Source organism: Rhodocyclus tenuis (assembly GCF_014197755.1).
Lineage (GTDB): Bacteria > Pseudomonadota > Gammaproteobacteria > Burkholderiales > Rhodocyclaceae > Rhodocyclus > Rhodocyclus tenuis.
On sequence record NZ_JACIGE010000002.1, the window covers coordinates 367,414 to 394,399 of the forward strand.

At 65.3% G+C, this 26,986-nt stretch carries 38 protein-coding genes; 13 read left to right on the forward strand and 25 right to left on the reverse strand.

What is annotated here, in order from left to right; genetic code table 11:
• Positions 1-21 precede the first annotated feature (21 nt).
• From GGD90_RS04340 to GGD90_RS04360, 5 genes are read left to right on the forward strand one after another with little or no spacing between them, the layout of a single operon-like run.
• Positions 22-2,109 (forward strand): acetyl/propionyl/methylcrotonyl-CoA carboxylase subunit alpha, encoded by a 2,088-nt coding sequence (locus tag GGD90_RS04340; protein WP_153114832.1) that lies wholly within the window; start codon positions 22-24, stop codon positions 2,107-2,109.
• A 1-nt stretch (position 2,110) separates the two neighbouring features.
• On the forward strand, positions 2,111-3,037 hold the full coding sequence (locus GGD90_RS04345; protein WP_153114579.1) for a hydroxymethylglutaryl-CoA lyase: 927 nt from the start codon (positions 2,111-2,113) through the stop codon (positions 3,035-3,037).
• 48 nt (positions 3,038-3,085) lie between these two features.
• Positions 3,086-3,337, forward strand: a complete 252-nt coding sequence (locus GGD90_RS18295) for a DUF1289 domain-containing protein (RefSeq protein WP_153114580.1) — start codon at positions 3,086-3,088, stop codon at positions 3,335-3,337.
• A 2-nt stretch (positions 3,338-3,339) separates the two neighbouring features.
• On the forward strand, positions 3,340-3,516 hold the full coding sequence (locus GGD90_RS04355; protein ID WP_153114581.1) for a DUF1289 domain-containing protein: 177 nt from the start codon (positions 3,340-3,342) through the stop codon (positions 3,514-3,516).
• A complete protein-coding gene (locus GGD90_RS04360; protein WP_153114582.1) occupies positions 3,516-4,490 on the forward strand; it encodes an MBL fold metallo-hydrolase in 975 nt (324 codons plus the stop codon). The genes GGD90_RS04355 and GGD90_RS04360 overlap by 1 nt, the downstream gene beginning before the upstream one ends.
• A 349-nt stretch (positions 4,491-4,839) precedes the next feature.
• Here the strand turns inward: GGD90_RS04360 and GGD90_RS04365 are convergent, their stop codons facing one another.
• From GGD90_RS04365 to GGD90_RS04480, 25 genes are all read right to left on the reverse strand, one after another.
• Positions 4,840-6,372: a phage head morphogenesis protein gene (locus GGD90_RS04365; RefSeq protein WP_153114583.1), complete on the reverse strand. Its 1,533-nt coding sequence runs from the start codon at positions 6,370-6,372 to the stop codon at positions 4,840-4,842.
• A gap of 1 nt (position 6,373) precedes the next feature.
• Positions 6,374-7,969, reverse strand: a complete 1,596-nt coding sequence (locus tag GGD90_RS04370) for a DUF935 domain-containing protein (protein WP_153114584.1) — start codon at positions 7,967-7,969, stop codon at positions 6,374-6,376.
• Entirely contained in the window at positions 7,969-9,504 is a 1,536-nt protein-coding gene (locus GGD90_RS04375; protein ID WP_153114585.1) for a hypothetical protein, read from the reverse strand. The genes GGD90_RS04370 and GGD90_RS04375 overlap by 1 nt, the downstream gene beginning before the upstream one ends.
• On the reverse strand, positions 9,501-10,046 hold the full coding sequence (locus GGD90_RS04380; protein WP_153114586.1) for a DUF3486 family protein: 546 nt from the start codon (positions 10,044-10,046) through the stop codon (positions 9,501-9,503). The genes GGD90_RS04375 and GGD90_RS04380 overlap by 4 nt, the downstream gene beginning before the upstream one ends.
• Positions 10,046-10,357 carry a hypothetical protein gene (locus tag GGD90_RS04385; protein WP_153114587.1) on the reverse strand — a complete coding sequence of 104 codons (312 nt, stop codon included), beginning with the start codon at positions 10,355-10,357 and terminating at the stop codon, positions 10,046-10,048. Before GGD90_RS04385 ends, GGD90_RS04380 begins: the two co-directional genes overlap by 1 nt.
• Positions 10,350-10,739 carry a hypothetical protein gene (locus tag GGD90_RS04390; RefSeq protein ID WP_153114588.1) on the reverse strand — a complete coding sequence of 130 codons (390 nt, stop codon included), beginning with the start codon at positions 10,737-10,739 and terminating at the stop codon, positions 10,350-10,352. Before GGD90_RS04390 ends, GGD90_RS04385 begins: the two co-directional genes overlap by 8 nt.
• Before the next feature lie 40 nt (positions 10,740-10,779).
• Complete coding sequence (locus tag GGD90_RS04395) at positions 10,780-11,307, reverse strand: hypothetical protein (RefSeq protein WP_153114589.1); 528 nt, start codon at positions 11,305-11,307, stop codon at positions 10,780-10,782.
• Positions 11,307-11,753 (reverse strand): lysozyme, encoded by a 447-nt coding sequence (locus GGD90_RS04400; RefSeq protein ID WP_153114590.1) that lies wholly within the window; start codon positions 11,751-11,753, stop codon positions 11,307-11,309. The genes GGD90_RS04395 and GGD90_RS04400 overlap by 1 nt, the downstream gene beginning before the upstream one ends.
• A gap of 109 nt (positions 11,754-11,862) precedes the next feature.
• A complete protein-coding gene (locus GGD90_RS04405; RefSeq protein WP_153114591.1) occupies positions 11,863-12,348 on the reverse strand; it encodes a hypothetical protein in 486 nt (161 codons plus the stop codon).
• 8 nt (positions 12,349-12,356) lie between these two features.
• The gene (locus tag GGD90_RS04410) at positions 12,357-12,689 is read right to left on the reverse strand and encodes a Mor transcription activator family protein (protein ID WP_153114592.1); all 333 of its coding nucleotides are present in this window, start codon (positions 12,687-12,689) and stop codon (positions 12,357-12,359) included.
• Positions 12,686-13,162: a phage protein GemA/Gp16 family protein gene (locus GGD90_RS04415; RefSeq protein ID WP_153114593.1), complete on the reverse strand. Its 477-nt coding sequence runs from the start codon at positions 13,160-13,162 to the stop codon at positions 12,686-12,688. The genes GGD90_RS04410 and GGD90_RS04415 overlap by 4 nt, the downstream gene beginning before the upstream one ends.
• 4 nt (positions 13,163-13,166) lie before the next feature.
• Positions 13,167-13,874, reverse strand: coding sequence for a DUF2786 domain-containing protein (locus GGD90_RS04420; protein WP_153114594.1), 708 nt, complete (start codon positions 13,872-13,874; stop codon positions 13,167-13,169).
• A gap of 66 nt (positions 13,875-13,940) precedes the next feature.
• Positions 13,941-14,174 (reverse strand): helix-turn-helix domain-containing protein, encoded by a 234-nt coding sequence (locus tag GGD90_RS04425; protein WP_153114595.1) that lies wholly within the window; start codon positions 14,172-14,174, stop codon positions 13,941-13,943.
• On the reverse strand, positions 14,171-14,758 hold the full coding sequence (locus tag GGD90_RS04430; RefSeq protein ID WP_153114596.1) for a hypothetical protein: 588 nt from the start codon (positions 14,756-14,758) through the stop codon (positions 14,171-14,173). Before GGD90_RS04430 ends, GGD90_RS04425 begins: the two co-directional genes overlap by 4 nt.
• A gap of 15 nt (positions 14,759-14,773) precedes the next feature.
• Complete coding sequence (locus GGD90_RS04435) at positions 14,774-15,067, reverse strand: hypothetical protein (protein ID WP_153114597.1); 294 nt, start codon at positions 15,065-15,067, stop codon at positions 14,774-14,776.
• Complete coding sequence (locus tag GGD90_RS18205) at positions 15,064-15,189, reverse strand: hypothetical protein (RefSeq protein ID WP_265589142.1); 126 nt, start codon at positions 15,187-15,189, stop codon at positions 15,064-15,066. Before GGD90_RS18205 ends, GGD90_RS04435 begins: the two co-directional genes overlap by 4 nt.
• Positions 15,186-15,584: a hypothetical protein gene (locus GGD90_RS04440; protein WP_153114598.1), complete on the reverse strand. Its 399-nt coding sequence runs from the start codon at positions 15,582-15,584 to the stop codon at positions 15,186-15,188. The genes GGD90_RS18205 and GGD90_RS04440 overlap by 4 nt, the downstream gene beginning before the upstream one ends.
• Positions 15,581-15,928 carry a hypothetical protein gene (locus tag GGD90_RS04445; protein WP_153114599.1) on the reverse strand — a complete coding sequence of 116 codons (348 nt, stop codon included), beginning with the start codon at positions 15,926-15,928 and terminating at the stop codon, positions 15,581-15,583. The genes GGD90_RS04440 and GGD90_RS04445 overlap by 4 nt, the downstream gene beginning before the upstream one ends.
• Positions 15,928-17,001: an ExeA family protein gene (locus GGD90_RS04450; RefSeq protein WP_221227653.1), complete on the reverse strand. Its 1,074-nt coding sequence runs from the start codon at positions 16,999-17,001 to the stop codon at positions 15,928-15,930. The genes GGD90_RS04445 and GGD90_RS04450 overlap by 1 nt, the downstream gene beginning before the upstream one ends.
• 122 nt (positions 17,002-17,123) lie before the next feature.
• The gene (locus tag GGD90_RS04455; protein WP_153114601.1) at positions 17,124-18,917 is read right to left on the reverse strand and encodes a DDE-type integrase/transposase/recombinase; all 1,794 of its coding nucleotides are present in this window, start codon (positions 18,915-18,917) and stop codon (positions 17,124-17,126) included.
• 3 nt (positions 18,918-18,920) lie between these two features.
• Positions 18,921-20,012: a hypothetical protein gene (locus GGD90_RS04460; protein ID WP_184414920.1), complete on the reverse strand. Its 1,092-nt coding sequence runs from the start codon at positions 20,010-20,012 to the stop codon at positions 18,921-18,923.
• A 16-nt stretch (positions 20,013-20,028) separates the two neighbouring features.
• Positions 20,029-20,337, reverse strand: coding sequence for a helix-turn-helix domain-containing protein (locus GGD90_RS04465; protein WP_153114602.1), 309 nt, complete (start codon positions 20,335-20,337; stop codon positions 20,029-20,031).
• The gene (locus tag GGD90_RS04470; protein ID WP_153114603.1) at positions 20,334-20,816 is read right to left on the reverse strand and encodes a hypothetical protein; all 483 of its coding nucleotides are present in this window, start codon (positions 20,814-20,816) and stop codon (positions 20,334-20,336) included. Before GGD90_RS04470 ends, GGD90_RS04465 begins: the two co-directional genes overlap by 4 nt.
• A gap of 118 nt (positions 20,817-20,934) precedes the next feature.
• Positions 20,935-21,396, reverse strand: coding sequence for a hypothetical protein (locus GGD90_RS04475; RefSeq protein ID WP_153114604.1), 462 nt, complete (start codon positions 21,394-21,396; stop codon positions 20,935-20,937).
• 8 nt (positions 21,397-21,404) lie between these two features.
• A complete protein-coding gene (locus tag GGD90_RS04480) occupies positions 21,405-21,653 on the reverse strand; it encodes a DNA-binding protein (RefSeq protein WP_153114605.1) in 249 nt (82 codons plus the stop codon).
• 78 nt (positions 21,654-21,731) lie between these two features.
• On the opposite strand from GGD90_RS04480, the gene GGD90_RS04485 reads away from it, so the two are divergent.
• The 8 genes from GGD90_RS04485 (at position 21,732) to GGD90_RS04520 (ending at position 26,933) form a co-directional block, all read left to right on the forward strand.
• Entirely contained in the window at positions 21,732-22,223 is a 492-nt protein-coding gene (locus GGD90_RS04485) for a helix-turn-helix domain-containing protein (RefSeq protein ID WP_221227654.1), read from the forward strand.
• The gene (locus tag GGD90_RS04490) at positions 22,220-22,846 is read left to right on the forward strand and encodes a hypothetical protein (protein ID WP_153114606.1); all 627 of its coding nucleotides are present in this window, start codon (positions 22,220-22,222) and stop codon (positions 22,844-22,846) included. Before GGD90_RS04485 ends, GGD90_RS04490 begins: the two co-directional genes overlap by 4 nt.
• A 62-nt stretch (positions 22,847-22,908) precedes the next feature.
• Complete coding sequence (locus GGD90_RS04495) at positions 22,909-23,301, forward strand: hypothetical protein (protein WP_153114607.1); 393 nt, start codon at positions 22,909-22,911, stop codon at positions 23,299-23,301.
• Between the two features lie 208 nt (positions 23,302-23,509).
• Positions 23,510-23,695 (forward strand): hypothetical protein, encoded by a 186-nt coding sequence (locus GGD90_RS04500; protein ID WP_153114608.1) that lies wholly within the window; start codon positions 23,510-23,512, stop codon positions 23,693-23,695.
• The gene (locus GGD90_RS04505; RefSeq protein WP_153114609.1) at positions 23,692-24,231 is read left to right on the forward strand and encodes a hypothetical protein; all 540 of its coding nucleotides are present in this window, start codon (positions 23,692-23,694) and stop codon (positions 24,229-24,231) included. The genes GGD90_RS04500 and GGD90_RS04505 overlap by 4 nt, the downstream gene beginning before the upstream one ends.
• Positions 24,232-24,359: 128 nt before the next feature.
• Positions 24,360-25,520, forward strand: coding sequence for a phage protease (locus GGD90_RS04510; RefSeq protein ID WP_153114610.1), 1,161 nt, complete (start codon positions 24,360-24,362; stop codon positions 25,518-25,520).
• A 20-nt stretch (positions 25,521-25,540) separates the two neighbouring features.
• Positions 25,541-25,957 (forward strand): capsid cement protein, encoded by a 417-nt coding sequence (locus tag GGD90_RS04515; protein WP_153114611.1) that lies wholly within the window; start codon positions 25,541-25,543, stop codon positions 25,955-25,957.
• A 40-nt stretch (positions 25,958-25,997) separates the two neighbouring features.
• Positions 25,998-26,933, forward strand: coding sequence for a major capsid protein (locus tag GGD90_RS04520; protein WP_153114612.1), 936 nt, complete (start codon positions 25,998-26,000; stop codon positions 26,931-26,933).
• Positions 26,934-26,986 lie beyond the last annotated feature (53 nt).

Consider the following 26,986-nt stretch of genomic DNA (forward strand, 5'->3'; position numbering starts at 1 on the left):
GCTGCAAGACACTCGCCGGGAATGTTCGACAAGATCCTCATCGCCAACCGCGGCGAGATCGCCTGCCGCGTCATGCGCACGGCGCGTCGCTTGGGCGTGCGCACCGTCGCCGTCTATTCCGAAGCCGACGCCAACGCGCGCCATGTGCGCCTGGCCGACGAAGCCGTGTGCATCGGCCCGGCACCGGCGCGGGAATCGTATCTCGACGCGGCGCGCATCCTTGAGGCGGCGCACAAGACCGGCGCGCAGGCGGTGCATCCGGGCTACGGTTTCCTCTCCGAGAACGCCGCTTTTGCCGACGCCTGCGCCGCCGCCGGCGTCGTCTTCATCGGCCCGCCGGCGGCGGCGATCCGCGCCATGGGATCGAAGTCGGAAGCGAAGAAACTGATGGGAACGGCGGCGGTGCCGCTCACCCCCGGCTACCACGGCGACGACCAGACGCCGGCGCTGCTGCACGGCGAGGCCGACAAAATCGGCTACCCGGTGCTGATCAAGGCAGCGGCCGGCGGCGGCGGCAAGGGCATGCGACTGGTCGAGCGCAGCGCCGACTTTGCCGACGCGCTCGCCTCGTGCCAGCGCGAGGCGGCGGCGAGCTTCGGCAACGCGCACGTGCTGATCGAGAAATACATCACCCGCCCGCGCCACATCGAAATCCAGGTTTTTGCCGACACGCACGGCAACTGCGTGCACCTCTTCGAGCGCGACTGCTCGGTGCAACGCCGCCATCAGAAGGTGCTCGAAGAAGCGCCGGCGCCCGGCATGACGCCCGAACGCCGGCGCGCCATGGGCGAAGCGGCGGTGGCGGCGGCGCGCGCCGTCGGCTACGTCGGCGCCGGCACGGTCGAGTTCATCGCAAACCAGGACGGCTCGTTCTACTTCATGGAGATGAACACGCGCCTGCAGGTCGAGCACCCGGTCACCGAAATGATCACCGGCCAGGATCTGGTCGAATGGCAGTTGCGCGTCGCCGCCGGCGAAGCGCTGCCGCTGCGCCAGGAACAGCTGTCGATCCGCGGCCACGCCATCGAGGCGCGCATCTATGCCGAGGACGCGTCGCGCGGCTTCCTGCCCTCGACCGGTCGCCTGCTGCGCCTCGTCGCTCCCGCCGAGAACCTCAACGTGCGCGTCGATTCGGGTGTCGAAGAAGGCGACGAAATCACGCCGCACTACGACCCGATGATCGCCAAGCTGATCGTCTGGGACGGCGGCAACGAAAACGCACGCGACGCGGCGCTGGCACGGATGCGCCGCGCGCTGGCCGACTGGCGCATCGCCGGCGTCACCACCAACATCGATTTCCTCTCGCGCCTCGTCGCCTGCCCGGCCTTTGCGCAGGCCGACCTCGACACCGGGCTGATCGAGCGCAGCCGCGTTTTCCTCTTCCCCGAAGCGGCGCCGGCACCGCGCGACGCGCTGCTCGTCGCCGCCGTCGGCGAACTGCTTGCCGAGGAAGAAAGCGCGCGGCAGAAAGCGCAGGCGTCGGGCGATCCGTGGTCGCCCTGGCAGGCGCGCGACGGCTGGCGGCTCAACCTCGCCTCGTCGCGCACGCTGATCTTCCGCGACGGCGAACAGCTGGTGGAAGTGAGCGTGCGCTACGGCAGTAACGAAGGTGGCAGTGGAGGCGGCGTTGCAGGCAGCTGGCAGCTCACCTGCCTCGGCGAAAGCTCACTGGCGCGCGGCCGGCGGCTGGAGGACGACCGCTTTGCCGTCGAGATCGACGACCGGCGGCTGGTGGCCAGCGTGGTCAGCGTTACCGAGAAGGGCGCCGCGCGGCGCATCGTCTTCCTCAACGGCAGCACCTGGCCGCTGGAGCGGCACGACCCGCTGCATCTGGTCGAAGCTGGCGGACGCAGCGGTGCTGGCGGCCGGCTGACGGCGCCAATGCCGGGCAAGATCGTCGCGCTGCTGGCGCCGGTGGGCCAGCCGCTCGAACGCGGCGCGCCGCTGCTGATCCTCGAAGCGATGAAGATGGAGCACACCATCACCGCGCCGCAGGCGGGAACGGTCAACGGCTTCCGCTACGCCGTCGGCGATCAGGTGGCCGATGGCGCCGAGCTGGTCGACTTTGCCATCGCCAGCGCGGCGCAGGCCAATGCCGCGGAGCGCTGAGATGAAGCTGCCGGCGAAGGTGCGCATCGTCGACGTCGGCCCGCGCGACGGGCTGCAGAACGAGAAGACGCTGCTGCCGGCGGCCGTGAAGATCGAGCTGATCGAACGCCTTGCCGACGCCGGGGTGGCGGCGGTGGAAGCCACATCCTTCGTCTCACCGAAATGGGTGCCGCAGATGGCCGACGCCGGCGAGGTGCTGCGCGCGGTGATGACGAGCCCGCGCCGGCACGCCGGCGTTGCCTACCCGGTGCTGACGCCGAACCTGCAGGGCTTCGACTCCGCCGTGGCCGCTGGCGCGAAGGAAGTGGCGATCTTCGCCGCCGCCTCGGAGAGCTTTTCGCAGAAGAACATCAACTGTTCGATCGGCGAAAGCCTCAAGCGCTTTCAGCCGGTGCTGGCCAGGGCGCAGCTGCTCGGCATCCCGGTACGCGGCTACGTTTCCTGCGTTGCCGGCTGCCCCTACGAAGGCGAGGTGGCGCCGGCACAGGTGGCGGCGGTGGCGCGCGAACTCTTCGTCATGGGCTGCTACGAAATCTCGCTTGGCGACACCATCGGCATCGGCACGCCGGCAAGCATCCAGCGCATGCTCGCCGCCTGCGCCGGCGCGGTGCCGATCGACTATCTGGCCGGCCATTATCACGACACCTACGGCATGGCCATCGCCAACGTGTACGCCTCGCTCGAACTCGGCATGGCGACTTTCGACGCCGCCGTTGCCGGACTCGGCGGCTGCCCCTACGCCGCCGGCGCCTCGGGCAATGTGGCGACAGAAGACCTCGTGCATCTGCTGCACGGGCTCGACATCGAGACCGGCGTGGACATGGATCGCCTGCTCGACGCCGGCAGTTTCATCCTTGCGCACCTTCAGCGCGAACCACTGTCGAAGGCCGCACGCGCGCTGCTCGCAGCGCGCCACGCCCGGCACTGATGCCTACCCGGCCAGCGCCCGTCACCAACGAACAGGACACCGCCGCTGATGAACGCTCCCCTTCCCGCACGAAATACACAACACCGCCCCGCGCCGGGCGCCCAGGCCGCCCCGGCCAACATCGCCGACGCACCGCCGAAATCGCCCTGCGTCGATATCTGCCGCATGGACGCCGCGCGCCAACTGTGCATCGGCTGTCTGCGCACGCTCGACGAAATCGGTGGCTGGAGCGGTTTTTCGGACGACCGCAAACGGCAGGTGCTGGCTGCCGTTGCCGAGCGCCGCGCGGCAGGAGAGTAAGGATGAGCGAAGAACCCGAATGCATCGGCATGTGCGAGTACGACCCCGAGAGCGGCATCTGTCTCGGCTGCGGCCGGCTGCCCGAATGCACCGCCGCGGGCACCAGCGTCAAGACCGGCAAGCCTGCGGCCGACCGCAATGAAGACGCCGCAGCTGCGCCGGCCGACTGGAACGTCTGATGCCATCAGCCGCAGTGCTTTCGTCTCGGACTGCCGCTGAGCCCGCCTCCGCAGCCATCGCGCTGCCGCCAACGCTCCAGGTCATCGAGCGCGGCTGGCTGTCGTCGAACAGCGTGCTCGGCATCGACGGCGATGCGGCGACGCTGATCGACAGCGGCTACGTCACCCACGCCGAGCAGACCGTCGCGCTGGTGCGCGCCGCACTCGCCGGCCGGCGGCTGGAGCGCCTGTTCAACACGCACGCGCACTCCGACCACATCGGCGGCAACGCCGCGCTGGTCGAAGCCTTCGGCTGCCGCGTCAGCGTGCCGGTGGGCGTTGCCGCGACCATCGCCGAATGGGACGAAGAAGCCCTGCTGCTCTCGCCGCTCGGCCAGCAGGCGGCGCGCTTCACGCACAACGCGACGCTTGCCGCCGGCGACGAATTCGTCTGCGGCGAACTCAACTGGCGCGCGCTCGCCGTTCCCGGCCACGACGAAGACGCGCTCGCCTTCCACTGCGCCGAGAAGCGCATCCTCATCTCCGGCGACGCGCTGTGGCAGGCGGGCTTTGGCGTGGTCTTCGTCGAACTGCTCGGCCATAGCGAAGAACGCGGCGGCCTCAAGGAACAGCGCGAAACGCTCGACATGCTCGCGCGCCTGCCGGTCGACCTGGTCATCCCCGGCCACGGCGCGCCATTCACCGACATCGGCGCCGCCTTCGAACGCGCCTACCGCCGGCTGGAAGCCTTCGAGAACAACATCGACGCCCTCGCCCGGCACGCGCTGAAGGTGATCGTCGCCTTTGCGCTACTCGAACGCCGCCGCATCCGCAGCGCCGACCTGCCCGCGTTTCTCGCCTCGCTCAGCTTCGCGCAGAGCGTGAATGCGCGCTTTCTCGGCCTATCCGACGAAGCCCTCGCCGACTGGCTGGTGCGCGACCTGCGCCGCGCCGGTGCGCTGCGCGAAGAGGATGGGTGGGTGGTGGCGGGGTGAAGGGCGATCGCGGGCCGCTTGCGCGACGCCGCCTAAAGGGGAGTGAGATAAAGGAAGCGGCGGGAGCGCGATAAATCCGGGAAGAGCTGGAACGAGCCGGGAGGTTCCGGGATCAGCCGCGCAATGTTGTTGCAGCAGTGGAAACAGGGGTAAGACCGTCGGCGCGCGCGATTCCAAGAGTCGTCAGCGTAAAAAAGCCCGCTCACTGGCGGGCCTTGTTTCGCCGCGCCGGAACTACGGCCGAGCATCCTCCGTACCGGGAACGCCGCCAGCAGCAACCCACGCGTCAAAGGCGCTCTGCGCCTCGGGCGTCGCGCACACACCTGAACTGACATGCCCGAGATCGACATCAGGCTCCGGGATGGAACTTGGATCGATACCTTGCTCGGACAATTGCCGCAACAGCTCGGGCGACAGGTCGCGGAGAGGGGTTATTGAGGGATTCTGCCCAACACTCGGCGATGAACTCCTTGATCGGACTTCCCTTGTACTCGGCATAACCGGAAACCTCGCTTTTCATTCCCTTGGCGACAGCATCTTTATGGGCGCCGAGGATCTCGTTGTCAAGATGGAGGCCGAGCAGATCGTCGAGCTGGTGCCCGAATTCGTGATCAGCAACAGCCCGAAACGTATCGCAGCCTGGGGGAAACCACTGGCTTCTCACCCGCGCGGTCAATGTCGCGCGCCAAACCTCCGGCGCTCCGCCCCATTTTGCGTTGACCGCTATCCCTCTGACCCGCGGCTGAGCCCATGACTGCGCGAAGGTCGTTCCCTTCACCTTCGGCGCCTTGATTCGAGCCGCCGCCATCGACTCCGCCGTCTTGGCGGACATGCCCAAGCTTCCCATCAGCTTGTCTGCGTAGTCACGGCGCGCCAGGTCTGCCCACCGCGCGAACTGAGCTTGCGCACTACCTACAAACTGCTGGTTCTTGCGCAGCTCCGGGAACTCCTGCAAATGGTCGAACAGGCTTCGATTCCACGCATTCGCGACTTCAGGCTTCACGCCCGTGTAATCGGCAAAGTCGGCCAGGTCGTTCTTGACTGCGAACTCTGCCGCTGCCTTGGCCGTCTTCGCTTCAATGAAGACCGGCGCCGGCCTCGTCACGGCAGCAGCCATCGCGGGCGGCAACGCGCTCACTTTCTCGGAAAGCATCTTCTTCAGGTTCCCGAGCCGGCCGCCCGGTGGGTAATGAAACGCCGGATCGACGCCCGCCGGAATCTGCTGCGTCTCGCCGGTGCGCTTGTTCGTATAGGTGCTGAACGATTCCGCCGGCGCCGAGCCGACCTTCAGCCCCTGACGATCAATCTGGCGCCGGCCCACCTGGATCGCCCGGCACTTGCAGCCCCACGCTTTCACCGGGAAATGCGCCTGCCACCACGGGTCATCGACCGGCAGCACCAAGCCATCCCACGCCGCATGCTCCTTGCGCTCGTGCGCACTCGGCGTGTGGTCATACATCAGGAACGGCAGCGTATCTTTCGCCTCCTGGATGCGCGCCCACTGGCCTTCTGCGTGCGCCGTGCGCAGATTGGTGTCGTAGATCACCTTCAGCCGGCGCGCGCTGCCGAGTTGCACCTCCTTCGTCTCGCCGGTCACCGGATCGGCCATCAACTTCTGCCCCCACCACCCGCGCTTGACCAAGTTGGGGCGCAGCTCCGCGATGAAGGTTTGCAGCGTCGTACCATTGACCAGCGCCGCATCGATCTGCGCCCGGATGTCCTGCAGCAGATCCACCTGCATCGCCTTGGCGACGGTGAATGCCGCCTGATGCTCCTGCTGCCAAACATCGCGGTAGTCGAAGCCGATCTGAAAACCCTTCTGCCGAAAGAAGGCAATCGCCTCTTCCGGCGGAAGCAGCTTCAGATCGATGCGCGGCGCCATATCAATCGACCTGGCCGCCACCGACCCGGCCGAAGATCGCCGCCGCAAAATTGCCCTGGGCGAGCAGCTGCGTCAGCGCCTCGGCATCCATTTGCGCAACCGCCTGCGGCAGCCGCGCGTTGAACTCCTCCAGCGTCTTGCACTCCTCGGCCAGGCGCTCGATCGGCGAAACAAGCGGCGTCAGCGTCCGCTCCCAATCGCCCGCCATCTCTTCCGCCAGACGGTCGAACTCATCCAGCTCGGCCGTAGCCCGGCTACCGCCCTTCAGCGCAACTCGCGCTGCCGCCTGCCCGCCTTTGTCGGCCGCCTCGGCCGGGCGCTCGTCAGGCGGAACGGCAAGCTGCGGCCGCGCCAGCGCCAGAATCGGCTTGCCCTCTGCGGCTTCAGGAATGCGCAGCTTCTCGTGCGCCCACGCCGGATCGATGCGCATGCCCATCGCCACCAGCTTCGGCAGCGACTCGGCAAACAGCTTCAGATCCTCCGCTTCGCCGGTGTCGAACTCAAACCGCGGCAAGCGCCGCGGATCGCTCACCCCGCGATTCATCGCCAGCAACGGCTGCACCAGCCAGCGCGTCAGCGTTCCCTGCAGCTGGCGCGCATCCGAGAGCAGCAAATCGCGGCGAACCTCGCCGTGCAAATTGGCAATGCCACTGCCCATGCCCGTCGACTTCGCCTCGCTGCTCGTCGTCTGGCCGACAATCGCCTTGCTGATGCTGCGTTCCGCCCAGTCGATCATGGCCACATAGGGATCAGAAGCCCCCTTGGCGGCCTCCTCAAACTCGATCGACATCCCGTCCGGGATAATGCCGGCCGCCGCATGACCGATGCTGACCACCGCATTCAGCAGCGTCACCTTCTCTTCCGGCGAAGCCCCGGGCGGATACTTGCCCAGGCGCATCGGCAGCCCATAGATTTCCAGAAACTCCGCCAGATCGCGCACAGCGAAGTTCTTGAACAGGAAGGGCCACGCCAGCACACGATGCAGCCCGCCGCGCGCGATGTAACCGCTCCTCGCACGATGCGTGTGCACAATCCAGCCGAACGCCTGCAGCTCGGCGCCATCGCCGCTGTTGTCGCGCAGACGCAACTCGTTCTGGTCGTTGCGCGCCAGCTGAAACCAACTCTGCGGCCGATGGTGCGCCGCAGCGATCAGCCGCTCGCGGCCGACCATCTGCCACTCCAGTTCCAGTGCAGAAAAGCCGTGGCCGATCGCATCCAGCGCATCGAGCATCAGGTCTTCGAGGTCGGCGAAGTCGCGCAGCACATCATTCACCCACGCGGCGTCGTCTTCCTCCTCCTTGCTCGCATTGCGTGGCGGCACCACGCGCCAGTCCAGCGTCAGCAACGCGCGCTTGCGCTTGCTCATCTCGGCAAAGAGGTGCGCGTCCTTTTCCTCCATGTCCATGAATAGCTCGGCTTGCGCCGTCAAATTGCCCGCCTCGGCCTGCTGCAGGATCTGCGCCAGCCGCGGCGGCGTCAGCCCGCGCGACGGATGGCCGGCAAAGGTCTGCGCCAGATTGGCAATGCGCGAGGTTTGCGGCTCGGCCAGCGTCTCGCGCCGCAGCGGGCGACCGTTGATGTCGATAATCTGCGCCATTACCAGGCTCCTGAACCGTAACTGTGACCGTCGCCATCCCAGCGGCTGGCGCGGGACGGGGCGGCGGTGAATTCAATCGGCGCCACATCGCGCTTCATCGCGAAGTGGCCGAGGAACAGCGAGATTGCAAAGTCGCCGTGGCGCTGAACCTTCTTGCCGTCAGCGTTCTGCGTTTTGGCCTTGCCCAGCTTGGGAACGCCATCGATCTTCTTGATCGCGCGCAGATCGTCCCGGCACTGCTCGTCGCGCGGCAACCCGTCGAGCGTTGCATCCTCCAGCGCTGCCTTGAACCTCGGCATGTTCGCCAGGTAGAACGAATCGGAGAGCTTCACCTGCTCGATGCGCGTGTGCCCCCACTTGTCAGCCGCGTATTCCGCGATATCCGCACCGTTGCCGCCGGCGTCGAGCGCCCCCGAGTAGAAGCGCGGCAAGCGATCGACGATGAAGGTCAGGATCTGCTTCTGCTGGCTGAACGGGCAGTTGCCCAGCTCGACCACGAGGCGCGGCCGGGTCACGATATCCGCGCCTTCCTCAAGCGCCGTGATCACCGTCAAATCGCCCACGCGCGCGAAGTCCTCGCCGAAACCATGCGGGCGTTTGGGGTCCAGCGCCGCCAGGTGCGGCGCCAGAAACTCCCGGCACCAGTCCGCCACCTCGGCGGCGCGCATCGGCTCCGGCAGCAGTCCGAACTCCGCATTCCAGCGCTGACGCACGATGGCCACGCCCGGCGCCATCCGCGATTCGATCAGCGCCAGCGGAAGATAGGTTCCGCCTCCCTTGGACGGAATGACGTCAAGCTCCTCGGCCGCGTCTTCGGCGTAAAAGCCGCGCACGTCGGCAACCCACGCTTCTTCGGCCTCTTTGCTCCAAGGGATGCCACGCCGCAGACATACGCGCCGATAGAGCCCATCGCTGACCGCTTCAGCGAAGGTTGTTCGATGCACAGTGCCCTTGCGCTTTCCCGATCGAACCTGGTTGATCAGCTCATTGAATGGGTTGTCCTCTCCGTCATGGGTACTTCCAATACGGACGCGATTGCCCCACATCAGCATGGCCATCGCCGCCTTGATCAGGCCCGCGAAGTCGGGGGCAAAAGCCGCCTCGTCGATGACGATGTCGCCCTGTTTCCCGCGCAGGTTGGCTGGTCTGCTCGATAGCGCGACGATGCGACGGCCGGTCTTCGGGAAATCAATTTTGTAGGTCTTGATTTCCTTCTCGCCATCGTCGAAAACCCCTTCGCCGATCTCTCCCGCTGCCAGGTCGTAGGCCCGCGCCCACATCGCGCACGCCTCGATGTATTCGAGAGCCATGTCCTGCGTCGCGCTGATGTAAAAGACGTTGCTGCCCCCCTCGCTGGCGGCAGTCAAAGCGTTGTCGGCAGCTTCACCCCACGTCCAGCCGATGCGGCGGCTCTTCTCCTGGATTTTCAGGGGAGACGGATCTGCAATCCACCGCTGCTGATAGCCCAAAAGCACCGGCGGCGGCGCATCGGCCGCCGCTTCCGGAGTGAGCGCAGTCTTGAGAGGGTTGCTCATCCGGTAATGCCCAGAATGCTCTTGCGGATCTCGGCAGCCGCCGCGGGAGAGAGGCCGCCCTTCTTGGCGATCTTCTCGGCAGCAGTCGCCGCCGCCTCGACGCGTGCCTGCACCTCGAGCCGAAACTTCTTTTGATTGACCGACGCCCGCGCCAGCGTGGCGATGTTCTTGGCGGCCGCTGAAAGCAGGCTGATCCGGTCTTCCGGCTTCAGCCCCTCTTCATCGGCCTCCTGCAGATTCACGATGCTCTCGAACAGCTCAGTCTGCACCAGGGCGATCACCGCTTCCGAGCGCGCGTCCTGGTCGTCGGCCGCCCCCTCGGTCAGGAAGCGCGCCGCCTCCGTACTGGCCTTGATGGCAGCGAAGCGCCGCTCGATCTTCTGGCCATAGCGGTGAATCGCGCTCTTGCTGATGCTGTAGCCGCGCTCCCGCATCATCTCTTCCAGCGCCTGGTAGCCGCTGAAATTGTTTTCCGCGAGCGCGCGCTCAAGCCACCGACGAACGTCTTCCGGCAGTCCGTCAATGTTCGACCGCCGGGCCATCACTCGCTCCAGTACTTCTCGGGCCGCGCAATGCCGGGCGCGCAGTCGATCGTGTATTCCGCGATATCGACGCCGTAGCGCGTCAGATCCGCAAACCACGCGCCCGACGGCATCTTGTTCAGATCGACCAATCGCCGATCCGCCAGGTAATCCAGTTCGCGCCGAACCTCCAGCAAGGTCGCGTCCGGATAGATCGCCCGCATCACGTCGAGCAGAAACGCCTCGCTGCTGGTGTGCGGCCGCGCCTTGTCCAGCGTATTGATCAGATTCCAGCGCATCGACTCGCGCCGAACCTTGGCGGTATCAACCATTGTTTGCCCCCCTCATTTGCACCACCTCCAGCTTGCTGTAGAGCGCGTCGAGCTTGGCCTCGATCACGCTTTGCCCCCGCACGTAGTCTTCCCGTCGCACGTAATTCACCGGCAGCTCCGCCTGCCAGCGCAAAAAATCGCGCTCAAGCGCCGCTACCTGGTCGGCCGTGCGATCAGCCTGTGCGATGTAACGGTCGATGTGCTCGCGCAGCGCCTTGCTGCCTACTTCGCGCGCCTCTTCCTGAGCCCTGAATTTCTCGGTGAGACGCTGATCGATCTGTGCGCCCAACACGCGAGCAAAGCCGAAAACGCAGCTCATGAACGTGATCGCCAGACCGACCAGAAAGGTGATCAGCCCCCAAAGCTCAACCTGAACGGTCATCGCCGGCCCCCAGCCTGCGCCAGCGCGCGCGCACGATCATTCACTTCGTTCCTCCGGCGACGTTGAGCAGCACATCCTTATCGCGAGAGCCCCGGCTCGACCCGAACTCGAACTGGTGAGCATCACGCAGGCACAACCCGAAAATGCTGGCGATGGTTGAAATCAGTCCGACAACCTCGCCAGGCATCTCCTTGCGAAACGCAAAGAGCACGATGAGGCAAGCGATCAGGCCCACTGCGTCGAACACCACCATCAAGTCCGCGCGTTTGTTCGCGTAACCAGCCTGGTGCAAAGCCACATCGCGCGAACGTGCATCCTTGCGGTCATCCAGATAGGCACGTTCGAGATCCGCATCGCTCTGCAGCACAGCCAGGCGAAACTCGGCCGCTTTCTCTGCGTCGGCCTGCAGCGTCGCCAGTGCGGCTTCGCCGGTCGGCTGGCCAGTCAATGTCTGGGCGATGCCGATCACTTTCTCGGCTACCGCAACAGGCTTTTCTCCGACGCCGAAAAAGCGCATCAGGCTGGGCGCGATCTGTGCCAGGCCCAAACCAATCGTGAGCGGGTCCATCACTTCTCCTGGGAAAGAAACAGTGCGCGCTCGGCGGCGCGGCGTTTGACGAGGCCCGGAAGCGTCTTCCCGTTGGCCTTGACCCAGCGGGCAAACTGGCCGGCAGCGCCCATCGTGTCGCCTGCCTTGAGGCGGCTGAACAGCGTCGATTTCTCGAAGGCGCCGATCCCCACATTGAAAGCAAAGCTCGCCAGTGCGTCGAACTGGCACTGCGGCAGATCGGGGAAGACGGCGGAAAGGTAGATTTCGACCGGCGCCAGATCGTCGCGCATGAGCGCGCGCGCCTGCTCGATCGTGATGCGCTCAGGAATCGACTCGCCGGCCCGGATCACGTGGCCGAAGCCGATCGTCAGCTTGTTGGCTGGGCAGTAATAGCGGGTCGGCTTGAAGCTCTCGGAAGATTCGATGAGAGCGAGGCCAGCGGGGGATGTTTGGCGACGAGGCATGCGCCCACGTTAGCGACGCGCGCGCGGAGGCTCCATTAACCGCAGTTAGAAACAACAAGCCCCGCTCTGAGCGGGGCTTGGGCTTGTTGCAAAAATCTTGAGGGAGCAACTAAAGCGGCCGAGAAGACGGCTTTCCGTCTACTGCCTTTCCTATGTAAAGGCTGTAAGCCCCGTCGACTTTTGCCCCGGCCCCCATGCACAAGTGCGCGCATGGTGTCTTTTGCGTTGCTACCTCATCTCCGCTCACCCTGAAGCGGCAGTGGTGCCCGGCGGCATAGTACTCGCGCGGAACTACCTTGGGCTTATCTGACAAGGTGAAGTCAAATTCGACGAACTGACGCCACCCAAAGTCGCGACTTTCAGAGAACCCCTTTGCGTCATAGATCTTGGCATTGTGCTCAACCACGTCCGGCAGATACTCCTTCAGTGCGTGGCATTGCTTGAAAAGGGCGCCGGCCGCGTTGGTGATCGTTTCGATCTGAGCGGGAGAAAGGTCTTTGTCTGTGTGCAACGTAAATTCGTGCGATTCAGGCTTCTTGTCGCCACACCCGAGCAAAGATGCGGTGAGAACCGCCGCCAGAAAAACCCTTTTCATATTCCCCCCTAGAACAGCGCCCCCTGCCGCTTCTTCACCATTTCCAGGCGGACGGCCTTGACGACGCGATAAATGTGTATGACCGTCAGATTGTACTCACGCGCCAGCGCGTGGTGGTTGGTGCCGTTGAATTTCTCGAAAATCTCAACGTCGCGGCGGGAAATGTCGATCGCGCAGCCCTTCGGGATATAGATCGGCTCGCCGCCCCAGTCGCCGCGAATCTTGTCCGCAACGGCCACGCCGATCTCCACGGCGATTTCTTCCGTCTGACCGGACTTCACCAGCTCGGCGGCGATGGTTTCCGCCAGGTCGGCAATCAGCTGCGGCGCTCCCCGGCTCATGCCCGCGCATCCTTCTGTGCCGACTTTTCCCGAAAGCGGATCGTCCGCTCCAGCGCCGACGACACCGCGCCCAGCTGCTCCGGCGTCAGCCACTCCCAGCGCGCGATGTCCGGAAAGATGCGCCGGCCCACGGCGTAGGCGTAGCCCCACTCGGCGCCGAGCGCCTTCAGCTGCGTTGCAATCTTCGCCTCGATCTCTTCCTTGCTGAGCGCAATCGGCTTGTGCGCGCGCGTCGCCGGCGCCTTCTTGGGCGGCTTGGGCTTCCAGCCCAGCTTGCGAAAATGATCGAGCAGCTGGCGCCGGCCGAGCGCAGACAAGTCTTTCGACGACTGAACCTGCTCGATCGACGCCAGCAGCCCGCGATACGTATCCTCGGCCATGCCGGTCTGCTGCCGCGCAACGTGGATATGCGTGATCTCCGCCGCGCGCTGCTGTTCGGCGCTACGCCGACGGTTCCAGATTGAAGTGGTCATGACGTCACTCCAGTGCCAGTGGCGCAGCCACGCCACCAACACCACGATTCAACTCAGCCTGACGACCGGAGCAATGCCCTGCCTGCGCGTCGTCGTATTCATGGTCGCGCAGCTTCCTGCCCGCGTTGCGATCACGCGCCTCAAGCGAGCCAAGAGCCCCGTAGCGTTTGGCGACGAACGCTTCGATCGCCGTTGAGCTCTCACCCGAACCAGCGAATGCACCGAGCGCGCGAGCAACGCCATCCACCCATCCTTCGCAGAACAGATCGGCACGTCGTGTCTTGGTCTCGGTTTTGCAGCGCTTGAGCTTGGCCTTGATATGCTCGGCCCGCGCGCGCCGCACTTGCCGAAGAAGCACGGTGAAGGCGTATTGCGCAATCTCCGGTGTAGCGCCAGTGCCGATGAAGGCCCATTCGCCGATGGGTTCCCATTTCGCACGATCCCAGCCTTGGCTGAAGATCACACGGCAACCGAAGGCCTCTCCCGTCAGGCTCGCAAGGCTTGCTTCCCATTGGGCCGGTTTCGCCGTGGCCCCAGCCTTTGCGCGTCGCTCAGCGGCCTCGGCCGCAGCGATATCGAGGTCGGCAACGCCATGCGTCTCCATCAGCTTGCGCGCTTGGCGCAATGCGGCCTCGGCTTCGTGCTCGTTGGCGCTGGCCGACAGGGCGAGGCACTTGCGGATTTTGGCGATGATCTTGTCGCGTTCGTTCATGTGGTGTTCCCGGTTATGGCAGTCTCCCGAAGCCGCCCCCGAGGAGCGGCTTGAGGCGGCGACCGATCAGGCCTCGCCGCGAATCTGCGCTACCGCCTTCTTGCTATCGGCCTCACTGCCGTGCGCGATGGCCAGCAGCAAGCGGATCGGCTTCGGCAGGCTGCGGCCGTTTTCGTAGCGGCTGCCGCCCGACTGGGTAACGCCGATCGGCCCCCAGAATTGCGCCTGGTTGAGCTTCTTCTCCCGGCGCAGCGCGAGCGCGTCGGCGCCGGAAACCGTCTTTGCGTTGATGCTCTTCATGCTGCCACCCCCTTCCGCTTGCCCTTAGATTTCGACGGTTTCTCGTCCTCGCCTTGGCGCTTGGCGGCATCGGCGAGGATGGCCTTCACCAGCTTTTCGACGTCGGTGTCGGTAAAGCTGATGAACGAGGCATCGGCGCCGCTGACCGAGCGGATGCCGATCTGCCGACGGATGGCGCTGTCGAGCTGAGCGACGGCCTCGACGTTGATCGCTTCTTGCGTGCGGACCAGCAGATCGGCCTGATCGGGCAGCAGCGCCTTGATGCGCTTGATCACGGCGGCTTCGTCGTCGTAGTCGATGCCATCCTCGGCTTTGCGGTAGCCGCACTTCACGCCGTCGATCAGGATCGAGCGCGGGCGAGCGAACAGTTGCGGCGCGCCGTCGATGAGCGCCTGCAGCTCGGCATGGCACTCGGCCTCGTGCGCCGCGGCGGCGTCGATCCCCGGGCGGTGGGCGGTATAGATCGGCGCCGCGGCTTCGGAGAGCGCGTGCTCAAGCGCCGTAGCGCGAGCCACCGACAAGCGGTGCGCGTCGGCAAGGCGCTGAGCGGCGTCGCGGATATGGGCGATGGTTGGAGTGGTCATGTGAATCCTTTCAGTTCAGTTGGAGACGGAAAAAGCGGAGAGATCGGCACCGGCGCACAGGCGGTAGGTCGCAACCTTCTTGCGCGGCGAGCCCGCCGGCGCATCCACATCGCTGGCGCGTTCGATCACGCGGCGGGTCAGCAGCAGATCGAGCAGGCGCGTCAGGCTGAGCGCATGCGTGCTCACCCGCACCTTGATGTCGCTGAAAGTCAGCGGCTCGCGCGCCTCGCGCAGGGCCTCGACGACTTCCTGCTCGGGCGTCTTCATCTGCAGCAGCGCCGCGATTTGCGAGGAGAAAAGGCTGCTCATGCCAGGCCTTCCCGCTTCGCCAGCAGCCACGCCCGGCGCGGCGAATAGCGCAGGTAGACGGAAAAGCGCAGCGCCAGGCGGGCACGTTCTGCCCAGCGCAGAACTGCAGCGAGCGGCTTCATACGGCACCGCCTTTCTCGGCGGTAGCAAATGCGGCCGTGTAAACCGGAAGCGGGCACCAGTCGGGTGGCGTTGTGGCGCGCGTTAGGCTGTCGAAATCGCGACCAGCCAGCGCGCAGGACAGGCGTCCAAAGCTGTGCCGGCAGCTCTTGCAGTTCTTCACAACCTCGCAGCGCACGCCAGTCAAAGGTTCTTGCGCCGCCTCGAGCCCGGCCGGCATCGTCGCCCAAGCAGTGGGCGGATCAATCGGCCAGCCGTCAGCATTGCGCCACTGCTCGCCGTCGAGATAGCCCAGCCAGACATTTCCTGCCTCGACGTTGCCGGTAATGAGTACCGTCGTATCCGAGTCCGGCAGTTGCTCGGCGGTCGGGTGCCAGATGATGGTTTCAGTGATCAAAGGCATGTCACTTCTTCCCACTCAATCCTCACGCCGAAGCGATCGGCGAACCAGGTGTAGATCGTCAGCGCGCCGTCTTGCCGCCGCTGGCGCCAGGCGCAGTCATCCTTGAAGACCACATGCAGGCGCGGGCTGGGCGCCACGACGATCACGATCTTGTCGCCGCCGATGTCGCGCGATCCGTGAAAGCTGATCACGCTGAAGCGCTGGCTGATCAGCCACACCACGGCGTTCAGCAAGCTGGTGATCAGCTTGGTAGCCGCCGCGATCGACGTTTGGCGAGTAGCGTCCGGCGCCGCCGAGTCGATCAGCGCCCGCGGCTGTTGAAGATGGGCGGCGCTCATCACAGGCTCCGCACCACGTCGGCCGTTACCAGCGGGCTGCCGATCTCGGCGGCGACGTTGAGCGCCGCCGTCATCAGGTTGCCCACCGCCAGCGGATACAGCAGCGAGACCGTCTCCGCCTTGTCGCGCCGCTGCGCCGTCACCGTCAGCTTGGCGCGGATGGCGTCAATGCCGCCCGCGTCGATCACATCGGCAACCGCCTTGCCGGCACGCTCCAGCTTGAAGCGCAGGTAGTCATCCAGGCGCCCGCCATCCAGCGGCGGCAGTTCGACCATCTCGCAGCGCTGCACCACCTCGCGCACGTCGGCGTTGCGTTCCGACAGCTTCGCCTGCAGCTCGGGCTGGCCGATCAGGATGATCGACAAGAGCTTTTTGAACCCGGTCTCCAGCTCGAAGAAGCGCTTCAGATGCTTGATCGTCGGAACCGGCAGCGCATGCGCTTCGTCGATCACCAGGCAATGCCGATAGCCCGCGGCGTGACTCTCGCGCAGCACCTGGTGCAACTGCCGAAAGCGCGCTTCCGGGCTGCTCTTCGGCCGCTCCAGCGGTGCCACCGTCGCCATGATCGCCTCGGCGATGTGGCTGGCCTTGAGCGTCTTGCCTTTTTGATCGTTGTCTTCCATGCCCAACACGTAGGGGCGAATCAGCACGATCTGCTGGTGCTCGCGCTCGATGCGCTCTTCCAGGTCGCGCAGCAGCGTCGTCTTGCCGGCGCCGGACTCGGCGACGATGGCGAGCAGGCCGCCGAACTTGGCCGCCGAGAACATCGACTCGCGCACATAGCGGATATCGGGGCTGACATACATGTCCTCGTCGGACTGGATGGCATCCTCTGCAAAGGGGTCGCGGAAGAGCGAGAAGTGCTTCTTCGTCGCCGGGTGAAGGGTTTGTTTACGCAGTAACATGGAATCCTCCTTGGGTAAGTCGTCAGTGGTTTGCTGCGGGGAGACCGGGGCAGGCGCGTTGGCGCGCGTCTGCCCCACTACTTCGAAAGCGGTTGCGATATCGGCCGCTGGAACATTGGCCTGCGAAAGAAAGGCCCGGATTCCCGCCTCGAGCGTTTCCTGCGGCAAGCTCTTTGGCCAGGAGCCGTGATTGACGATCTGAGCGACAGTCGCGGTCGATACCTTCAGTGCCCGCGCCAGATCGGCCTGCCTGCAGCCGGGGGGGCCGAGCAAAAGCTTCAGCCTGAGCATCACGCACCTCCCACCGCGCGAAGCCGCGCTGCCGGTTCGCCCTGTGCCGCGCGCGCGCCCTCGAGCTCGGCGGCAACCGTATCGAGCTGGTCTTCGGGAACGCCCTCGGGAAAGCGCTTTGCCAGCCGCGCGAAGTGCTCGCTCGTCCAGCGCTCGCCGAGCCTCGCCTTGAGACGGCGTGCGGCCTCGACGTGCGAGAGCGGCGGAAACTCCACCGTCGGCGGCGTCAGCAAATGCGCCCGGCCGCGGCGCGGCAGATAGTTCGGCAGTTCGGCATCGGTGATCGTCTTGAAGGCATGGAACTCGCCGCCGAAAGGCAGGCGTTTCGCCTTGCGTGCCGCCTCGGCCTCGCCCTGCGTGTCCGCGCCCATCACCAGCCGCTCGATTTCCTTGCTGGCCGTCTGCGCCGGCGTATCGGCAGGCGCGCGATAGCGCTCGCCGATCACCGCAGCCGTCTCGGCAAAGCCGAATTCGTTCTTCTTCACCTCGGCCACCACGTGGAAAACCTCGCGGCCATCGGCGTCGATCCGCACCACCTGCGCCGCATCGTCGCGCCACGGGTTGCGCGTCACCAGCACCTTCTCGCCAACCATCACCTGAGGCACCGTCGACACGTCCCACTCGCGGCCGGCAAACTGCACGCGCAGCAGCGGCGTCACCGTGCGCGGCTCGGGCGCCGCGACGGCAAGCTCACGGCACACTTCTACGGGCGGCGCCTTCTCCAGCTGCGCTGCGGTAATCGTCATCCACACCGCACTGCGCGAGCGTCCATGCCGGCGATGAATCGCCGTCGCGTTGAACGCCATCCGCCATTGCCGGGCGCGCTCGTTGAGCTCGTCGAGATTCGCCACCGGCTCGAACTTCAGCCGCGCTTCGAACTTGCGCTCGATGATGTTCCGCGCGTTTTCCACCTGCCCGGTGGCGCGGGCGTTGCCCGGCGCGTGCGGCATCAGCCGGATGCCGAGCGACTTGCACAGGTTCTTCGTCATCGCCGCCGTGTTGGCTGAACCCGGGTCGAGCATCAGGATCTTCGGCACGCCGTGCATGAGGTCTTGTCCGCCACGCTCCTGCATCGCGTTGATCAATACCGAGCACAGGTTGTCGCCGGACTCCGCGCCCATCACGTACTCGGCGTAAATCCAGTCGCTGGTGTGATCGGTGAGCTCGTACGACCAAACGCGGTTGGCGGCAATGCGGGCGAGGTTCTTCGGCTTGTTCTTGTAGAACTTGTCGGCTTCCATCACCTGCAGGCCGCTCTCGCGCGCCCCTGCGCCGGCGCCGGGCTTGAGGTAATAGAGCACGCACAGGCTGGCGTCGATCTGCCACACATGATTCGGGTGCAGGCTGGCCAGCTGCGTCGCCGGCGCCGGCTCGGCCAGCTGGTCGGGATGCAGCTTGTAGGCACGCAGCGCGCGGTGAATCGTGCTCTGCGAGAGCGGCCGGACTTCGCCGGTCGATTTGTCGATGCCCTCGGCGCGCACCTTCTCATCCGCGCGCAGCGCTTCAACCGCATCGCCCACGCCGAACAGACGCTTGTTGTTCTTGCGCGCCGAGTTCGTCAGCACGCCGGAGATCACCAGCGCCTCATCGCGCGACAGTGCCGTCTTGCCGGCGTCGCGGCGTTTCTTGCGCTCGCCCATGATGGCTACCTCTTTCAGCTTGCGGTGCAACGTGGCGCGCGACATCCCCAGTTCCTGGCACGCAGCCTGGTAGATGGCGTCCTTGCTGCCGTGCGCCGCCTGGCGAAGGGCGCAGGCCAGCGACACCAATCTTTCCGTCAGCGCCGGGCTCATGGCTCAGGCCTCTGCCACCGTGCCGGCCGCCACCATGCGGCCCTGCGCATCGAGTTCCCAGCCCTTCTTCGCCAGCTCGGCGGGAACCATCTTTCCGCTCGCATCGAAGGCCCAGCCGTTTTCTGCCATCGCAGCAGCCGTCGCTTCTTTGATGCGCGCTTCGGCGCCGGGGCGCGCCCACTCGGGCGTGTCGTCGCCGTCCGGACGGGCTTTGATGTCGAACTCGCCGCGCAGCTGCTTGATCGCCAGCTCCAGCTGGCAGATCAGCCCCGCGGTGAAGTCTTCGTGATTGGCGCCGTGCGTTTCGGCATGCTCGGCGAGCGCCGCCAAACCGGAGCGCAGCGCGAGGATGCCCACTTCGGCCATGCCCGCCATTTGCGTGACTTCCTTGCGCAGCTCGTCGGCCACCTCGGCCGGCGGCAGCGCCTTCACGCGGCGCTGCGCCTTGGCGAGCGATTCGGTCAGCTCGTCGATCTTGCGGTTCTTGCCTTCGAGCACTTCGCCGCGAGCTTCGAGGTCGGCCTCGGCGGCTTCGGCGCGCTGCGTCAGCGCCTCCTTTTCCTTCGCGTGCTTGGCGATCAGGTCTTCGGCCAGTTCCAGCAAAGTGTCCTTGTCGCCCTCCTTGGCCGCTTCGATCAGTGCTGCGCGCTGATCAGAAGGCATCTTGCGGAACTGACGCAGATCACGGTAGCCGATGCCGACGCGCTGCATCTGCTCCAGAGCCTCCTCGCCGAACGCTTGCAGGTTGGCGATGTCCTGATTGGCCTTGTCGTCGGAAATCCCGAGCAGGCTGCAAAATTCCACCCACGTACCCTTCAACTCCGAACCGTTCGGAGTTCTTGCACCCGCGAGTTGCTGATACAGCTTGTTTTCCTTGACGATCGCGAGCTTAGAAACTCCGAACGTTCGGAGTAGATCGCCTGCTGCCTGGAACGCTTGCGCCTGGCCGAGCAGCTGATTGACCAGGTCACGGCCCTGCTCGTAACCCTGCTGCAGGGCGCCAAGTTGCTTGGCGGCCTCATTGGCCTCTTCGAGGCGTGCCGGGTTGAATCCGTCGTCGGCGGGGGTGGGGAGTGCTTTGGTCGGGCGTGCCATGTTGGCGTTCTCCAGTTCAGTTCGTACGGGTGAAGTTGTGGCGGATTTCCGCCAGTCGCTGATCGGCGCGGTCCAGATCGGCCATCACGCGACCGAAGACTCGGGCCATCCGGGGCGTGGGGTGAAAGTGGCCGGTGGTCTCGTCCTTGCGCGCCCAGCCCTTTTCGATCAGGAGGCGCGTCGCGCGGGTGATGTTGCTGGCGCTCAGATTCAGTTGCTTGGCCAGCGCGGCGTTCGAGACGCCATTCACGGCGTAAGCCGACAGTGCATCGAGCACGTCGAGCACCTTCAGCGCGGCGCCGCGTTCGTCGTCGTCCCGGCTCATTCCGCCTCTCCTGCAAAGTCGAGTTCGGGCTGCGCGTGCTTGACCACGTTGCCGCGGTGCGCGGCGAGCGTTTCCAGCGCCGCCTGGATCGCGCCGAGCGTCTCGTCGGCGTTGGCGTGGCTGGCGTAAAAGCCGATCAGCGCGCCGACGGCATCGTTGAGCACCGCCTGCAGCGTCTGGATGTCGGCGGCCGAGGCGCTGCGCCCGGTCGGGATGCCGACCATCAGCCGGCCGGCGCTGGCCACCAGCCAGCGGGTGGCGAAGTCGATGCCGCAGACGTTTTCGTAGGGGCGGATCAGGTTGGCCGGGAAGCGGCCGGACTGAATCCACTTGTAGAGCGACCAGTGGTCGGTGATGCCCATCGCGTCGGCAATACGCTCAACGGAGAGGTTGCGGCGCTCGCGGGCGTGGTCTTTGCACAGCTCCAGCGCGTGGCGCAGGCTGGTCGGCTGCAGGCGTTTCCAGTTCCGGCGGCTCATTGGAAGCCCCCTTTCCGGGCGGCAAATGGCCGCGCCAAACAAATCGCCGAATTGCGGCTGTTGCAACGCGTTTGCATGAAATAGGATGAAGCGTCGATAATTTGGATAGGGGAGTACGTCATGGCTGAAATGGAATACGGCTTGCATCAGGTAGCAGCGACGACTTCAGCGGCGCTGAAGGAAGCGGCGCTGTATCAGGATGGGCTTGAGGCGCTGATTGGCTTTCTTCTGGCGCAGCTGGCGGAGTCGAGCCGGAGTCCGGCGCAGTTGCTGCAGGCGCTGCCGCGAGAATATGCAGAGCAAGCACAAGACGATCCTCATAGCCCGCTGCTCTGGCCTTTTGAACGGCTTGAAGCACAGCTTCGGTGCCAGATAGGAACTCCTGTTGAAACCGGAATGCCACGAGGACTTGCGCGGAGTTTTCAACGCTTGCCAGGAGCGCCGCGCGCAGCGCTGCGTGACGCAGCTGCGCTACCAGGCGATGAACCTGCACAGTAGTAATGCGGTACTTGATCGCGAGCTCGGCGTGGTTGCTGCCGTTGAACTCCGCGAGCAGTGCGAGCAGTTGATCGGCCGACATGGCAGGTCTCACGCGGCGATGCGGCGGTCAGCCTGCGAGTCGAGCGCGCGGGCCGGGTCGGTGCAAACGACGCCGTCCTTGAGGCCGAGCTTGACGGCGATGTTGTGGGCGGCGCCGCGAGCGCACTTCTTGCGGCCGCCGAGGACTTCGAAGACCAGGTTGGGCGAGAAGCCGTTGGCCAGCGACCAAGCGGTGATGGAGATGCCCTGACGCTTCAGTTCGGCGCGGGCTTCTTCGGCAGTACGCAGTTGTTTCATGGAAGCTCCTTCGGGGGTTAGGCGCTCTTTCGGGTGTCGATTAAGTCGCCGTGCTGTGTTGGACGGTGTGAATAAATTATGGGTACGTTTGTACCCATTGTCAAATTGTTTATGGGGCTTTTTGTGGGCATTGGGAAGCGGCTGCGTGAAGAGCGCGAACGGCTCGGCCTGAACCAGAGCGATTTCGGAGCTGCGGGCGGCGTTGGCCGCAAGACGCAGTTCAACTATGAGGAGGCAGAGCGCTCCCCCGATGCGGCTTATCTCGCCGCAATCGCCACTGCCGGCGTTGACGTCCAGTACGTCATCACCGGCCAGCGGCGGGGTGATGGCATCGGCGAAGCCGCCGTGCATCAGGCGGTGCTCGACGCGGTGGATCTGCTCTCGCTCGACAAGAAGCTCGACGCGCAGCAGCTGGCGCGCGCGGTAGTCAAGCTGTGCGCCCGGGGCGGCGCCGGGTCCAGCCCTCAGCCGCCGAAGAACTTCGAAGGATCGATTCAGGAATTCCACGGTGCCGTCGGCGACGTTGCCGGGCGCGACATCATCAAGACGAAGGGAAAGCGACCGTTGTGAAGCAAGAGTTCCAGGGAGCAATCGAAGGCGACATCGCCGGCAGAGACGTCATCAATGACGCGCCCGGCAACAGCATCCGGATCGGCCGCATCTCCGGCGGCAACAACATCATTGGCCAGACGGGCGACATCCATCTGCAGGTGGCGGCACGGCCACGCCTCAAGGTCGTCATCCAGCCCGGCCCCGAACACATCTCGCCGGCCCAGAAGGTCCGGCTCAAGGATCTGGTCAACGAGGTGGTTGCGCTGGAGACGGCCATCAAGCGCGTGCCCAAGCGGCACGCCACCGTGTGGTCGGCCTTGACAGCCAAGCTCAAGGTGACGAGCTATCACCTGATCCCGGCGGAGAACTTTGCCCAGGCCGAGGCGTATCTGCAGACCTGGCTCGCGCGGCTGCGCTCGGCGAAAAGCGCCCCGGCCAAAGATGCGGACTGGCGAAACAGCCGCTATCGCTACATCCACGCGGTATTGAAAGAGATCGGCCAGCCCGATGCGTTGCCGCAACTGCTGGCCGATCGCTACAGCGGCCGCTCCCTGAAAGACCTCTCCGCACTGGAGCTCGAGGCGGTTTATCGAGCCGTTGCGGAGCGCAAGAAAACAGCGCGCCGAAACGGCGCCCTCTAATCAGCCCCGCAGGGTGTAGGGGCTTCGCCCCTGCCGCTGTGGAACCTCAAAGAAAGGGAGAGATGAATAAGCAGGAATTCAATGGCCAAGTCGGTTACGTGGCTGGCCGAGACATCATCAACGTGGGGGCGCAAATGCTGTGGGACTGTGATACGACAGAGCTGACTTGGGAACTCAAGCGGTGCAAGGCGAAGCTTTGGCAGATGCGCCGGGATATTTTCTTCAGCATTCCGTTCTGGTGGTTCTTGGCTGGTGTTATCGGGTCGGTGTGGCTGCTGCTGTCCGATGCGTGGTTCAAGATCGCAGGGCAGTTCTGGATGTTCGCTTGGATGATCGGCGCAATGGCGATCCCATCGATGTGGCTGGCCACCGTGCGCCAGCGCAAGGGAAAGATGGTCGCCTACTACCGCGAGCGCATCGAAATTATCGACACGATTCTCCAGGATCGGAGGTAGAGGAACAGCGCCTGTTTCGCTCAGGCTCGATCGGTGCGGAAGCGCTGTGGGGCGCAACCGGGGGCAAGGTGCAGGCGGATGCGCAGGCTTTTGGTCGGAGGCTCAGCCTGCGCGTTTATAAACGGCTCGGCGCGGCAGCGCGGCGGGGGTCTGCACCGCCGTTTGCGGCGCCAGCAGTTTTTAGAACAACTTGAAAGGGAGAAGCAAAGTGGCGGAAGATAAGAAACCGAGCAAGCCGGCTGTTTATCCGGACCGGAACAAAACGCACGACAAAGCCGTGCCGCTGTCTGATCAGCGAGGCCACGGGTGGGCAGTCACCAACACCATGCCGGCGCCGCCAAATCCTCATCGGGGCGGTAACGGCGGCAACGGCGGAAAGGGCGATAAAAAATGAACCTGCAGGACATGAGCGACGATCAGTTCCGCCTGCTCTTCGATGTCCGCCGTTCCATCCGCTATCACGACCGGCGGCGCGCTTTCTTCGAGCGGCTGCATCAGATCACGGGCGGCCTGACGGTGCTGCTGTCCGGGTCGGTGCTGTTCGACATTGCGCGCCCCGGTGATTCCCCCGCCTGGCTGCTGGCGCTCGCCACCGTTGCTGCCGTGCTCGCGGCGTGGGATATCGTCGTCGGCTACGCGGCCAAGGCCGGCCTGCACCGCGATCTGAAAGCGCGCTTTGTTGCGCTGGAGATTCGCCTGCTCGCCAGCGACGACTCGCCCGCTTCCTGGTCGGCGCACCAGGGCGAGCGGCTTGCGATCGAGCGAGACGAGCCGCCGATCTACCGCGCGCTCGATGTGCTCTGCCACAACGAGCTGCTGCGTGCCGAGGGCTTTGGCCAGAATGGCGGCGCGGATTATTCGTTCCGCGTCTCTCGCATCCAGCGTTTGACGCGCCACCTGCTGCACTGGGCCGACATCAAGCCCGCCTGAACTTTTCGGGCTCGCTGGCGAGTCCTCTTCTGTGCCCATCACGCGCCCCTGCGCGCCCGCGAGCGCCCCGCATCAGGTTCTAACTCACGTTAATGGAAGGCTCGACCGCCACCCCCTAAGGTGGCCGCATGTCGAAGCCAACCAAGCCCTCCGCCTCTCGCCGTAGCACCGCCGGCCGCGTTGCCGTCCTCACCTTCGAGGTCAACGCGGCGGCTGACTTTCGCCTGCTCCCCGCCGGCGAGTTCCGGGCGCGCGACGGCCGCCCCGCCGAAATCCCCGCCTGGCGCATGGACGCCACCATCGCCGCCGCCCTGATCAATCAGGTGGCGGCGACGGGCGTCGACTTCGTCATCGACTACGAGCACCAGACGCTTCTCGCAGAAAAGAACGGTCAGCCCGCGCCGGCCGCCGGCTGGTTCAAGGCGCTCGAATGGCGCGAGGGCGATGGCCTCTACGTGGTCGGCGCCAAGTGGACCGAGCGCGCCGCCAACTTCATCGAGTCCGACGAGTACCGCTACATCAGCCCGGTGTTCGAGTACGACGCCAGCGGCGCGCCGGTGCGCGTGCTGCATGTGGCGCTGACCAATTTCCCTGCCCTCGATTTGCAGCCCGGGCTCACCGCCGCCGTTGCAGCGAAGTATTCCGCCGCCCTTTCCTTCACCCCTCAGGAGAACCCAATGGATGAACTCCTCGAGCAGCTGCGTTACCTGCTCAACCTGCCCGTCGGCGCCACCGCCGAAGAAGTCACCGCCCAGCTGCAGAAGCTGATCGATCAGATCAAGTCGGGTCCGGCCCAGGCGGCAACCTCGTTCGACCTGGCGCAGTACCTCGCCGACCAGGGACGTGAGATTGCCGCGCTGAAGAGCGCCGCGCCCGATCCGGCCAAGTTCGTACCGATCGCCGCGCTCACCGCCGCCCAGGGCGAACTGGCGAGTGCCCGCGCCGAAAACGCCGCGCTCAAGGCTGCCGCCGCCGAGCAAGAAAAGGCCGAGGTGATCACCGCGGCGCTGACCGCCGGCAAGTTGCTGCCGGCGCAGGAGGCGTGGGCGAAGACGCTCGACGTCGTCGCCCTCAAGGGCTTCGTCAAGGACGCCCCGGTTGTCGCGCCGCTCAGCACGCAGACCAACGGCGTGCCGCCGAAACCGCTTGTCGGTGGCGGCGACTTTGCCGCTCCGGCCGGCGCGCAGGTTGATCCCGCGCAGCTCGCGATCCACCAGGCGGCGCTCACGTACCAGGCCGAGCACAAGGTCGATTACCTCGTCGCGGTGAAGGCCGTCGGCGGTCACTGATATCCACCCCGGGAGACATCATGAGTCAGCAAGCCATTTCCATTCTTTCCCTTCCGTTTCTCGCCAGCAGCGCCGTTCAGGAGTACCGCGCTGTCGGCTTCAACGGGGCGCAAGCCTCTGTCGCTGGTCAGAAGGTGCTCGGCATCGCCGAATTCAGTGTGGCCTCCGGCGCCTACGGGCGCGCATGCCGCTTGGGCACCGCTGTGGCCGAAGCCGGTGCAGCGATCGCAGTCGGCGCTGCTCTGGCGGTTGATGCCACTGCTCGCGTCGTTACGGCGACGGCGATCACCATCGCAGCGGGCGCAACGGCGGTCACTTCGGCGGCAGCCAACGGCGCCGGCACGGTGGCTGGCGGAGATCCGCCCCAGTACATCGTCGGCTACGCCATGCAGGCCGCTGCTGCTGCGGGCGACCTGATCGAAATCGCGATGGCCTGATCCGCCGCCCCCTCTTCGCTAATCACCCCAAGGAACCGTCATGCCCAACGTTCTCTCTCCCTCGTCGGTCCGCGTCATCGATCCGATCCTGTCGTCTGTCGCCCAGGGCTACAGCAATCAGGAAATGGTCGGCAACGTGCTTTTTCCGACCGCTTACGTCGCCGTCTCCGGCGGCCAGATTCTGGAGTTCGGCCGCGAGGCCTTCCGTCTGTATTCCTCGGCGCGCACGCCGGGCTCGGCAACCCGTCGCGTCCAGTACGGCTATCTCGGCAAGCCCTTCGCGCTCTTCAATCACTCCCTGGAAGGCATGGTGCCGCGCGAGTATCAGCGCGACGCCTCGCTGGTGCCGGGCGTCGATCTGGGCAGCGGCGCCGTTCGCAAGACGATGAAGGCGCTCAAGCTGTCGGTCGAAGTCGAGCAAGCGGCGCTGGCAACGAATGCCGCCAATTACGGCGCAGGCAACAAGATCACGCTCGCCGGCGCCACGAAATGGAGCGTCTCCACCGGCGTTCCGCTGGCCGATATCGACACTGGCCGCGAGGCAATCCGCAGCCAGTGCGGCGTCTATCCGAACGTGTTGCTGCTCTCGGCCGTCGGCTTCAACGCCTGCAAGAACAATCCGAACATCGTCGCTCGCTTCCAGTACACCAGCGCGCAGTCGATCACGCCGGACATGCTGGCTGGGCTTTTCAACGTCAAGAAGGTCATCGTCGGCGCCGGCGTCTACTGGAACGACGCCAACGTCGCAACCGACATCTGGGGCAATAACGCCGTGCTCGCCTTCGTTCCCGAGGGCCAGCTCTCCGATCCGGATGAGCCGTCGTATGGCTACACCTACACGATGACGGGCAACCCCGCCGCCGATCAGCCGTACTACGACGACAACTCCAAGTCGTGGATCTATCCGGTGACGTACGAGCGTGCGCCGGTGCTGTCCGGTATCAGCGCCGGCTATCTGATCCAGAACCCGGCCTGACCGCCGCCGCCATCAATCATTGACCAATCAGCCCCCGGTTCGTCCGGGGGCGC